Genomic DNA, 12,538 nt, shown 5'->3' on the forward strand with positions numbered 1-12,538 from the left:
AAACAGAAGACATAAATTTCGAAAGGAGGATGATTCGTCAAGTGCAGTGGTTCCGCAGGACGGAACCCAGGTTTTCTGTTTGTGGGCAACAACGATGTGCCGTTTATTTCTCGCATCGGCATTCGTCGGTGCGGGAGTTCACCGATGAAAGGGAATGATCAATGAAGATGAAAAGATTCGTGGCCGCGGCCATTGCTGCAGTCTCGTGCCTGAGCTTTGCCGCATGTGGTTCTGACACCGCCAGCAAGGACGAGAATGTGATTCACATCATGTCCTCGGGCGATTCCTCCGCGAATATGGAGCGGGCGCTGGTCGACGAATACAACAAGACCGCCGATGTCAAGGCTGTCCTTGATCTGGTGACAAGCGCGGATTATCAGAACAAGCTGCAGACGGTCATGTCGAACCCGAAGTCCGATTCGGCTCCCGACATTTTCTTCAATTGGGCGGATGCTTTGATGATCCAGTACGCTCGCGCCGATGTGAGCGCCCCGCTTGATGAGTATATGGAGAAGGATCCGGAACTCAAGGACAACTTCCTGCCGTCCATTCTTGACGCCGCCAAGGTCGATGGCAAGTATTACGGCATTCCGGTGCGCGGAGTCCAGCCCATTGTGTTGTTCTACAACAAGAAGGTGCTCTCTGACAACGGCATCGAAGCCCCGACCACCTTCGACGAGTTCTGCGATGCATGCGAGAAGCTGAAGTCCGCAGGCCTGACGCCGATCGCGCTGGGCGGCGGCGACCAGTGGCCGACGCTGAACTGGTATTCGGTCATCTATCAGCAGGTGATGGGCAATGACGACGTCCAGAAGATGATGGACGGCGGCGTGGACGAGTGGAGCTCGCCCAAGAGCAAGAAGGCGCTGGAGATTATCCGCGACATGGTCGAAAAGGGATACTTCGGCACTACGTACGATTCGGTCAAGCACACCGATGGTGCCGCCCCGGCTCTGCTGGAGCAGGGGAAGGCCGGCTTCGAGCTGATGGGCTCGTTCGGCTATTCGGGCCACAAGGCCGCGGCCCCTGAATTCACCAATGATGATCTCGGCTATATGGTCTTCCCGCCCATCGATGGGGTGAAGGGCGACGCCAAGGATCTCGTCGGCAACCCGTGCAACTACTTCAGCATGAACAAGTACACCAAGCATCCTGAAGCCTGCGTCGAGTTCCTCAAGATGCTGTATTCCGATAAGTGCGTGGAGGATCAGCTGAAGGCCGGCAACCTGCCCGCAACGACCAACGCCAGCGAGATGGTGGAGAAGGTCGTGGACAATGCCTCCGACGGGGCTTTCCTCGAGTGGGAGTCTCAGGCGCTGACCGATGCTCCTCACTTCATGATCACTTGGACTCCGAACCATGTGTCCTCGTCGTCTCAGCCGATGCTCGACGGCATGCAGCAGTATTTCAATGGCTCCATCGACATGGGCACCTTCATCGACGAGATGAAGGCCCTGCCGACCGAGTGATTTCACGATAGGACAGACCATGGCAAAGCGTAACTCATCTGAGATGCAGACGGGGAACGCCGAGGGTCAGGTTCGTCGCCCAAAGAAGGGCGCCTCCTTTGTCGGAGGCGCCCGGCCTTCGGGCCTCTGGGCCGTGCCTGCGGCGGTGTTCTTCTTTATCTTCGGCATCCTGCCGCTGTTTATTGTGGTGGGGTTGTCATTCTTCAAATGGAATGGCTTGGGCACGCCCCAGTTCGCTGGAGGGCAGTACTGGGCCCAGTTCATTCATGATCCCAAAGTCATGAAAAGCGTCGGCGTCACGCTTACGCTGACGATTCTGGGCATCGTGACGCAAACGCCGCTCTCACTGTTGCTTGGCGCCTGGGCGGCGGGCCGGCAGCGGTATCGTGCGGTGTATACCGCCATCTACTTCATTCCATATCTGTTGTCCGGCACGGCCATTGCCGTTGCCTGGCGCGCCATGCTCGATCCGAACTTCGGCATGCCGTCGAAGATGCGTTGGCTGTTCGGGGACGGCAATATCTTCGGCAACGCCTCCTCGGCCATCGCGGTGCTGGTGTTCGTCAGCCTGTGGCAGTTCACTCCCTTCCATGCACTGCTGTATCAGGGGGCTGTCCGTGCCATTCCGAAGACTTTGTATGAGGCCGCTTCCATCGATGGCGCCGGTAGGATTCGTCAGTTCTTCTGTATCACCATCCCCCAAGTCAGGAACACGCTGATTACCTCGCTGCTGTTCCAGGTCGTGGGCGGCTTGACCGCATTTGACGCGATTCTGGTGTTGACCAAGGGCGGTCCCGGCACTGATACGCAGAATACCGCGTATTACATGTATTCGACGGCGTTCAAGGCGTACAACTATGGCTATTCGAGTGTCATCGCCGTGGTGCTGATCGTGATAGCGACCATCCTGTCCCTGGTGATGGTGAAGGTGTCCGGATATGACAAGATGCGTAGCGAATTGGAGGGTATCTGATGGCCACGAAACATGAAACGGGCGCGGTGAAAATTCCGAAGCGCCGTTCGCTCGAACGTCCAAACTGGGCTGCCGGTGTTTTGTCAACCCTATGGCTGCTGGTGGTCGTCGTACCGCTGTACATCATGGTCAAGGCGTCGATTGAGGACAAGCCTCATTATTCCGAAGAGGGGCCATTGTCGTTGCCGACGATGTTCACCTTAGACAACTACACCAATGCGTTGGATCAGGGATTCCTGCAGGCATTCATCAACACGGCGATCGTCACCGTTTCGGTTGTGGCCATCGTGCTGATCGTGGTGCCGCCGTTGGCCTTCGCCATCGTCCGCAGCCGAAGCAAATTCGTGAATGGCGTGTTCCAGATCATGCTGCTGGGCATTGCGATCCCCGTGCAGGCCATCATCGTTCCGCTGTTCTTTATGATTCGCTCCGTTGGCTTGTACGACAACCTGATCAGCGTGATTGTGGCGTCTGCCGCATTCTCGATTCCGATGTGCACCATCGTTCTGACGGCGTCGATGCGTCAGATCACCAATGAGTTGTATGAGGCCATGTCGGTCGACGGCGCGTCGGTGGTGAGGATTTTCTTCCAGCTGACCCTTCCCATGTCGAAATCGGGACTGGCGACCGTGATCATCTACTCCGCGATGGGCGCATGGAACAACTTCATGTTCCCGCTTATCTTGACGCAGTCCGATTCCAACCGCGTGCTGACGCTGAACCTGTACCAGTATCAGAGCCAGTTCGGTATCGACATCCCCGGCATGATGGCCGCGGTCATCCTGTCCGTGCTGCCGATCTTGGTGGTGTACTTCATCGGACGTCGCTCGCTCGTCGACGGCATGATGGGCATGGGCGGCAAGTGAGTATGGTGCCGGGGACGCCATAATGAGGGGTGTCCCCGGCATCGTCTCCGTCCAAATCAACGTCTTCGATCCGCACATGGAGGTGCGGACGAATGGTGAAAGGGTAAATTGTAATGCAGTACCATGTTTCTCCCGAAGGTTCTGATACCGCCCAGGGTGGGCCGGATAATCCGTTCCGGACGATAGGGCATGCCGCGCAGGTCGCGATGCCCGGCGATATCGTCATCGTTCATGACGGCGTGTATCGGGAATGGGTCGATCCGAGACGCGGCGGGACCTGCGAGGCCGATAGAATCGTCTACCGCGCCGCCGACGGGGAAAAGCCCGTGATCAAGGGGTCCGAGATCATCTGCGGGTGGAGCCGATACAAGGATGACGTCTGGCGCGTGACGTTGGACGACGCCATGTTCGGCGATTACAATCCGTACAGGCAGCCGCTGTTCGGCGATTGGCTCGCGATGCCGTCGCGTGGCGAGGACCCCGACAAACATCCGGGCATGGTGTTCCTCAACGGCAGGGCGTTGTATGAGGTGACCTCGCTCGAGGATACTTTTGCGCCGCGGTACCGTGACCATGTCAAGGACTATGTCACGGATGTCGCATGTGCGATCGACGATCCCGAGATGACCCAATGCGTATGGTACGCCCGGGTCGAGGACGACCGTACGGTGCTGTACGCGAATTTCCATGGCGCCGATCCCAATGAGGAATGCGTGGAAATTGCGGTGCGTCGGTCCTGTTTCTTCCCCAGACGCCATCACGTGAACTACATCACGGTCAGCGGGTTCGAACTGTGTCAGGCCGCCACGCAATGGGCGCCGCCCACCTCGCATCAGGTTGGCGCCATCGGACCGAACTGGGCCACCGGATGGATTATCGAGCGCAACCTCGTCCATGACGTCAAATGCTCGGGCATCAGCCTGGGCACCAGCGAGGAAACAGGCGACAACGAATGGTATCGGACCGAGCGCAAGACCGGTCACCAGTACCAGCTCGAAGCGGTGTTCAAGGGGCTGCGTATCGGATGGAAGAAGGGATTCGTCGGCTCGCATATCGTGCGCGACAACGTGATTCATGATTGCGGGCAGAACGCGATCGTCGGCCATATGGGCGGAGCGTTCAGCACCATCGAACATAACCATATCTACCGCATTGGTGCCCGGCGCGAGTTCTTCGGCTGGGAGGTGGCCGGCATCAAGCTTCACGCGGCGCTCGACGCCCGCATCCTGGACAACTGCGTGCATGACTGTTCATTGGGGATGTGGCTTGACTGGCAGGCCCAAGGGGTGCGTATCAGCCGCAACGTGTTCTACGACAATGCCTGCGATCTGGAGATCGAGGTCACGCATGGTCCGTGTCTGATCGACAACAATGCGTTCTGTTCGGCGATGACATACGACAACTATGCTCAGGGGACGGCGTTCGTCAACAATCTGATCGGCGGCACCATCTCAAACAACAGCGTGTTGGATCGTTTCACTCCGTATCATTACCCGCATTCCACGGAGGTGGCCGGCAACGCATTCGTCTATGGTGGCGACGACCGATACGCGTCCAACATCTTCCTCGACGGCGCCGGGACCTTCGGGTCCACGGGACTATCCGCATACCGCGGATACCCGTCCACGATGGCGGAGTATCTGCAAAGCGTCCACGACATCTTCGCGTCCGGGGTCACGAATGGGCACGATCCGCAGCCCGTGCAGATGCTGTACAGCTGGGACAACGCCTACGTCGGCGAGGCCGAAGGCCCCGAAGGGGAGCAGGGGACCACGCATGTGGCGTCGCCCGTCAACGTCCGTTGCGAGTTCAAGGGGGATGACCTGTACCTGCTGTTCGATTGCCCGACGGAGCTTGCGGACAAGAAGGCGGCCGTCGTGGGCACGGCTGATCTGGGCGTGCCGCGCATCGTGGATGAACGGTATGAGGAGACGGATGGATCCGATATCGTGATCGACACCGACATCGTTGGGCGCCGGCGCGCGGAACTGAGTTCCGTGGGGCCATTCGCTGAGCTTCATCCGGGATCCAACCGTCAGCTGGCCTGGTGTGGCGCGGTCCGGACGACGCACGACGCCTGCCCCTCCTGCGGCGTCAAGGAATGGTGAGACCATGAAGATCACCAATCCGGTGCTCACCGGCTTCCATGCGGATCCTTCGATGATTCGCGTCAGAGACACCTATTACATCGCGAACTCCACATTCGAGTGGTTCCCCGGCATCCGCCTGCACGAGTCCAAAGACATGGTGCATTGGAACACGTTGCCGTACCCCTTGGGCGCCGAACAGCTTGACATGCGCGGCGATCCGGCGTCCGGCGGCGTATGGGCGCCCGACTTGTCCTATGCGGACGGAAGGTTCTGGATCGTCTATTCCGATGTTCATATCGTCAACGGCGCGTTCAAGGACGTCGTCAACTACCTGACGACCGCCGAGGACATCCGCGGGCCGTGGTCGAAGCCGCTTCGTCTGAACGGCGTCGGATTCGACGCCAGCCTGTTCCACGACGACGACGGCCGCAAATATCTGGTGCAGCAGACGTGGGACCATCGTGAATACAAGCATCAGTTCCACGGCATCACGCTGACCGAGTTCGACACGGCGACGATGCGGCTGAAGCCGGAGACGGCCCGCACGATCTGGATGGGCGACGATGTCAAGCTCGTCGAGGGGCCGCATCTGTATAAGATCAACGGCTGGTACTATCTGTTCTGCGCCGAGGGCGGAACGGTATGGACTCATCAGGAATCCGTGGCCCGCTCCCGCACGCTCGACGAGCTGTCGTTCGAGGCCTCGCCCACGAACCCGTTCATCACGAACTTCGACATCCCAGGCAGCTACCTGCAGAAGCAGGGCCACGGCGCGCTGGTGGACACCCCGTCCGGCGAATGGTACTACGCGTCGCTGTGCGGCCGCCCGTGGCATCACGAGACAGAGTCGTTCACCGACCCGCGCGGCTGGTGCACGCTGGGTCGTGAGACCTCAATCCAGAAGGTCGAGTGGGCTGAGGATGGTTGGCCGTACATCGTCGGCGGTCATGGCGGCGAACGTTATGTGGAGGCGCCGAAGGACGCGATCGAGACAGTCGCGCCCGCAAGCCGCGATCAGCACGACGAGTTCGACGCCGACGTGCTCGGTCTCGACTGGAACACGTTGCGTGTGCCGTTCGACGAGAAGATGGGCTCGGTCGGCGGCGGCAGCCTGAAGCTGATCGGCCAGGGCTCGCTGTGCAACACGTTCGACCTGTCGCTGGTGGCCCGCCGCTGGCAGGCGTTCGATTTCGACGCCGAGACCTGCGTGGCGTTCGATCCGAAGACCTACCAGGCGATGGCCGGTCTGACGAACTACTACAACGACCAGCATTGGTCGTGGGCGTTTGTCACGTACGACGAGGACCGCAAGTGCCGCGTGATCGAGGTGGCGCAGAACGACCGCAACAATTACACCTCGTTCTTGCGCGAGAACGCCGTAGTGGTGCCCGAGGGCGTCGATCGCGTATGGCTGCGTGCCAAGGTGCGCACCCAGTGGTACGCCTACGAATACTCGTTCGACGGTGAGACCTGGACCGAATTGCCGGTCAGGCTCGACGCGAGGATCCTCTCCGACGACTACGTGAACCAGACGTACGGCGGCTTCTTCACCGGTGCCTTCGTGGGTCTGGCCGCGGTCGACTATTCCGGCTACGGCGAAGTGGCCACCTTTGACCACTTCGACTACCGGGAAATTTCTGGGATGGAAGACTGATAGATGGTCGTTTCGCGGGATGTCTTCCCGCGAAACGACCATATCAATAATCAGTATTGTTTTGGCGCATGATGGCAACGTTTTGCGAAGATATGAGAACGATATGAGCAGTGAAGTATGCAATGAGGTAGGAATGGCTCTGGAATGTTCCGCCCGACGAGCCGACGGCGCGGGACGGTATGTGCGTCTTGATGAATGCGGTCTTGCCGTCGAAGTCGACTGGCACGGAGGAAACGGGTCCCCCGCCGATCCGTGGCGTTGCACGGTAACGGTGCGCAATGACGGCTCCGTTGCGTTCGAAGGGGTCGTTCGCATCGATATCCCGATTCGGGCTGACGGTGAACCGCGGTTCTTCCTGCCAGGGTTCATGTATGGGCGTAATCGTGGAGAGGCGCCGCTGCGAACCGCGACGAAATTTCCCCGGCTTCGTGAACGGAGCGAACTGCCAGCCTCATCATGGTGGATGATTCGAGGAGACAGGCTGTCCAATCCATGTGCATTGGCCGTGACCCGTTCCCGTGTCGTCGGTGTGGTGTCCAGCCCCTATCTGGTTGACCGCGGTGATGGGATGTTGGTCGGACATGAGGCATGTGATGAACTGCCTTTCGTCCAGTATGCGGGATTCAGCTGCATGTTGCCGACGCCTGGAATCGTGCCCTGCGACGACCACGCCTCGGTGGGCGTGACTATCGGCTATGAGAACGCGCCCTGGTTGTTCGTCAGCTCGACGGATATCCGCGAACGTCCTGACTCGGCGGAAGGGCCGATTACACTGGCGCCTGGAGGCGCGGCGATTATGCGCTTGGACGTCGTCGACGCTCCCGCCCGGGATGAACGGGCTATCATACCGGTGCTGGAAACCGTATACCGTCGTTTTCATGAACCGCCGCGTCAGGTCGGCGCTCCCGCTCGGGCTATACGCGACATTGCAGTCGCCGTTGATAGAGACGCGTGGCTGGAGGACGAACACATGTACGCGGGGTTTGTCTTCGACCATCATAGTCCGGGAGATGAGATCATCGAAGGTAAGCCGTATATGTACCGCCGGTTGGGATCGAGTAGTTGGACCAACGGCATGGCCTCCGCGGTACCGATGTTGGCGTCGGCTTGGCGGTTGGGGGACGATGCTATGCGTCGTCACGCCCTCGACGGCATCGAGCATATCATCCAACATTGCATCAACCCGACGAACGGATTGCCCTACACGGCGGTGGAACATGAGCGGTGGAGCAACCGCGGTTGGTGGTTCGACGGACTGTCCAATCCCGGACACAGCGGGTACCTTGTCGGGCAGACGATGTACTCGGCGTTGCGGGCGTGGCAGATCGAACGGCGGTTCGGCGGAATCGATCACTCGGACTGGCTGAAGATCATCGGGAACGTCATTCCCCGATTGGCGGCAGGGCGCAATGCGGTTGGCGAATACCCATTCGTGTTCGATGAGATGGACGGCTCAGGAGCCGAGTACGAATCGTTCGGCGGTGTGTGGTGTCTGGCCGCATCCGCGTATTGGGCTTTGCTGACCGGCGACCACTCGGATCTGGATGGGATGCTCCTATCCGAACGTCATTATCATAACCGGTACGTGGCGCATATGGAATGCTATGGTGCGCCGCTGGATACATCGAAAGCCGTGGATTCCGAAGGTATATTGGGGTATATCAAGGCGGTCGGATGCCTATACGCCATTACCGGAGACGCTATGTATCTTGACCGGATGCGAGAGGCGTTCGCCTATGAATGCAGTTTCCGTTTTTGCTGGAATTCGCCCGTTGGCGTACCGCCTCTGAACGAAGTCGGCTGGTCGAGTTGCGGAGGCAGCGTCACTTCGACCAGTAACGCCCATATCCATCCGATGTCAAGTGTGGCCATCGAGGATATGGTTTATTACCTCCGATATCGGAACGACACATATATCGCGTCGCGTTTGTGCGATGCGGTCGGCTGGAGCTGCCAGACATATAACCTCAAGGATGGTGAGTACGGATATGGGCGGGTCGGCTGGATGTCGGAACGGTTTTGTCACTGCCAGGGGTTTTTGGACGAGAGGTACCCGGATGGAAGCCTGTGCAGCACGTGGCGTTGTCTGATGCCTTGGGCGGCGGGAGCGATCTTGGACGGTCTGACGGGTCTGTACTGGGACGTCATGCCGCATGATGAGTTGCCAACCGTCACCATGGTATCGCGGGCGATGGGTTGCGTCCATGATGAGAAAGGATGAAACAATGGGTGCGGGAGCCATGGGTCATATGGAGACCAGCATGTTCGAACAGTGCGGGTACGGCCGCGAGGCCATCCAGGCCCGGCTGGAACGCAACTGGACCGAGATGTTCGAAGGTCCGGACAAGATCTACTGGGAGAACGACGAGGGCCTTGGCTACGTGATGGACACCGGCAACCACGACGTGCGCACCGAAGGCATGAGCTATGCGATGATGATCGCCGTGCAGTACGACCGCAAGGACGTGTTCGACAAGCTGTGGGGCTGGGTCATGAAGTACATGTTCATGACCGAGGGCTTGCACAAGGGCTACTTCGCCTGGTCCGTGGACCTCAGCGGCGTGCCGAACGCCGACGGCCCGGCCCCCGACGGCGAGGAGTACTTCGCGATGGCGCTGTTCCTGGCCTCCGGGCGCTGGGGCGATGGCGAGGGCGTGTACGAGTACTCCCGCCACGCCCGCTCGATCCTGCATACCTGCGTGCACCGGGGCGAGGATGGCGAGGGCTACCCGATGTGGAATCCGGAGAACCATCTGATCAAGTTCATCCCGGAAACCGAATGGACCGACCCGTCCTACCATTTGCCGCACTTCTATGAGGTATTCGCACAGCGTGCCGACGAGGCCGACCGCCCGTTCTGGCGCGAGGCCGCTGCCGCCAGCCGTCGGTATCTGGTCACCGCCTGCCATCCGGAAACCGGTATGAACCCCGAATACTCAAACTATGATGGCACGCCGCATGTCGACGAGCGCGACCACTGGCACTTCTATTCCGACGCCTACCGCACCGCCGGCAACATCGGGCTGGACTGCCTGTGGAACGGCGTCGTGCCCGAGCTGTGCGATGCGAATGCGCGTCTGCAGCGTTTCTTCCTCGAACACGACCGCACCTGCGTCTACGCGGTCGACGGCACGCCGGTGGACGAGACCGTGCTGCACCCGGTCGGCTTCATCGCCGCCACCGCCGAGGGCTCGCTCGCCGCGATGCACTCGCAGGAGCCGGACGCGCTCGATAATGCGATCCGCTGGGTGCGCCTGCTGTGGGACACGCCGATCCGCACCGGCACGCGCCGCTACTACGACAACTTCCTCTACGCGTTCGCGTTCCTCGCGCTCGCGGGCGAATACCGCGTGTGGTGAATATGGCTGAAACAAGGAGTTGGACACAATGAAATCGACATTGCATATCAATCCGTTGTTCGGTGAAGGATGCGTGCTGCAATCTGGCATGCCGGTGAGGATCTGGGGTGGTGGCCGCCCCGGTTCCACGATCGAGGTCTCGGTCGCGGAACGGCGTGCCGATGCCATCGTCGACGCCGATGGCGCGTGGACGGTCACGCTCGAACCGTTGGACGCTGGTGGTCCCTATCGCATGACGGTCAGTGAAACGTCGGAAGCGGCGACGCGGGAATCATTGAGCCATGACGTTTATGCGGGCGAGGTGTTCATTTGCGCCGGACAGTCGAATATGGAATATCAGATGGAATTTCTGCACTGGCGTTATCCGTCCGAATTCACGCGTGAAGCCGACTCGCTGCTGCGACATTGCAAAGTGCCGGTCAGATTCGATTTCCACGGGCCGCGTCATGAATTCGATGAACCGGTACAATGGGTTGGCGCTGCATCGGATACCCTTGATGAGTTCACTGGAATCGGCTACTTTTTTGGACGTATGATTCGGGAATCGTTCGGTGTGCCGGTCGGTCTGCTTAATATCACGCTCGGCGGCTCACCGATCGAATCATGGATGGATGAGGAGACACTCGCTGCATGGCCGAGGATGCTCACTGATCTGGCACCATACCGGAATGATGATGAAGCCCGTGTGCGCAATGAGTCTAGCATTGAGGCCCGCACCCGGTGGCATGAAGATCTGCGTGTGCGAGAAGTCAACCGATGGAATGAGGATGCGGAAACCGGAACCGTGAACCTGCCCGCATTCCTGTCGGATGCCGATCCTCGTCTAGCTGGGTTCCGCGGTGTGATCCGCTTGCGGCGTACGGTTATGTTGCCGACGTATGCGGTTGGACGGCCTGCTGTGCTGCACTTGGGGGCGATGGTTGATTCGGACATCACCTATGTGAATGGTGTTGAAGTGGGGCGGTCCGAGCACCAGTATTTCTCCCGTGACTACGTTGTCCCGGAGAATGTGCTGAAGGCCGGCCCCAACGATGTAGAAGTACGGCTGGTGTGCGAACGCGGCACGGGCCGGTTCACTCCCGGTAAGCGCATGCATCTGGATGTGGGCGATGACTCGTTCGATCTGAGCGGAGCTTGGCGGTACATGATCGGTGCCGAAATCGATGAGGATTGTCCGACGGAAGATTCCCTGCAGTGGAAGCCATTAGGCCTGTACAACGGCATGACCGCGACCTGCGCCGGGTACGGCGCCCGTGCGGTGCTCTGGTATCAGGGTGAATCCAATACTGGTGATGTGGCCGATGAGTATGGGCATATGCTTACGGCGATGATCGGCTGCTGGCGACATGCTTGGGATCAAGAACGATTGCCGTTCCTGATTGTGCAGTTGCCGGTATTTTCAATCGACAATGTCGAGGATGGTGGATGGGCCTTGGTGCGGCAGCATGAATGGCAGGTGTCGAAGACCGTTGATGATGGGGCAACAGTGGTTGCGCTCGACGCCGGTGAATGGAACGACCTGCATCCGTGGAACAAGCGTGTGGTCGCCGAGCGGTTGTTCCATGCGGCCTGCGGTCTTGTCTATGGTAAAAATGACGCACCGAAATCACCTGAGCCGAAGTCCGCGGTGTTGACAGACGGTGAGCTCGTCATCGACTTTGCAGGTGGTCCGTTATACACCTTGGACGGGGACGAACCGCGCGAATTCGAGCTTGTTTGGGAGGACGGCTCCGTGCATGCCGTCTCCGGGCGCGTTGAAGGCGACAAGGTCGTCATTCGTGTGCCCTGGCGTAAGCCGACATCCATCCGATATGCGTGGAGTAATGCGCCCGGTCGTGGTCTACTGTGTTCGGGGAAGGGTATGCCTGTGCCACCGTTCGCCATGCCGATTGAGTAGAGAAGACGCGCCGAAACCGGATGTTCGCCGTTCGACCAAGTCGGGACGTGGCCGAACGACGAACTTGCTATCGGATGTCTTGAGCAATTCCAAGAGGTAGCGGAGCGTATAGAAGTCTGTTGGGCAGAATGATCGGTTCGACGATTTCGCCGTTCGCCGAATCCATTGCGTAACCGAGCCGTTCATGAAAGGAATGAACATATGAGAAACTTCATCTTCCACAATCCCGT

The 12,538-nt window shown here is 59.3% G+C and carries 8 protein-coding genes; all 8 read left to right on the forward strand.

Translation table 11 applies throughout. The features are described 5' to 3' along the window. Nucleotides 1-161: 161 nt before the first annotated feature. The 8 genes from BBPC_RS02280 (at nt 162) to BBPC_RS02315 (ending at nt 12,308) form a co-directional block, all read left to right on the forward strand. Nucleotides 162-1,469: an ABC transporter substrate-binding protein gene (locus BBPC_RS02280; RefSeq protein WP_004219837.1), complete on the forward strand. Its 1,308-nt coding sequence runs from the start codon at nt 162-164 to the stop codon at nt 1,467-1,469. Nucleotides 1,470-1,488: 19 nt separating this feature from the next. Beyond that, nucleotides 1,489-2,442, forward strand: a complete 954-nt coding sequence (locus tag BBPC_RS02285) for a carbohydrate ABC transporter permease (RefSeq protein ID WP_004219835.1) — start codon at nt 1,489-1,491, stop codon at nt 2,440-2,442. Continuing rightward, nucleotides 2,442-3,308: a carbohydrate ABC transporter permease gene (locus BBPC_RS02290; RefSeq protein ID WP_004219834.1), complete on the forward strand. Its 867-nt coding sequence runs from the start codon at nt 2,442-2,444 to the stop codon at nt 3,306-3,308. The genes BBPC_RS02285 and BBPC_RS02290 overlap by 1 nt, the downstream gene beginning before the upstream one ends. A 113-nt stretch (nt 3,309-3,421) precedes the next feature. After that, a complete protein-coding gene (locus tag BBPC_RS02295) occupies nt 3,422-5,416 on the forward strand; it encodes a right-handed parallel beta-helix repeat-containing protein (RefSeq protein ID WP_004219832.1) in 1,995 nt (664 codons plus the stop codon). 4 nt (nt 5,417-5,420) lie between these two features. Beyond that, a complete protein-coding gene (locus BBPC_RS02300) occupies nt 5,421-7,052 on the forward strand; it encodes a glycoside hydrolase family 43 protein (RefSeq protein ID WP_004219830.1) in 1,632 nt (543 codons plus the stop codon). Between the two features lie 133 nt (nt 7,053-7,185). Then, nucleotides 7,186-9,273 carry a hypothetical protein gene (locus BBPC_RS02305; RefSeq protein WP_050775080.1) on the forward strand — a complete coding sequence of 696 codons (2,088 nt, stop codon included), beginning with the start codon at nt 7,186-7,188 and terminating at the stop codon, nt 9,271-9,273. Between the two features lie 40 nt (nt 9,274-9,313). Beyond that, nucleotides 9,314-10,411, forward strand: a complete 1,098-nt coding sequence (locus BBPC_RS02310) for a glycosyl hydrolase family 8 (RefSeq protein ID WP_226586489.1) — start codon at nt 9,314-9,316, stop codon at nt 10,409-10,411. A gap of 28 nt (nt 10,412-10,439) precedes the next feature. Next, nucleotides 10,440-12,308, forward strand: coding sequence for a sialate O-acetylesterase (locus BBPC_RS02315; RefSeq protein WP_004219822.1), 1,869 nt, complete (start codon nt 10,440-10,442; stop codon nt 12,306-12,308). Nucleotides 12,309-12,538 lie beyond the last annotated feature (230 nt).

The sequence above is a fragment of the Bifidobacterium pseudocatenulatum DSM 20438 = JCM 1200 = LMG 10505 genome (genome assembly GCF_001025215.1).
Classification (GTDB): domain Bacteria; phylum Actinomycetota; class Actinomycetes; order Actinomycetales; family Bifidobacteriaceae; genus Bifidobacterium; species Bifidobacterium pseudocatenulatum.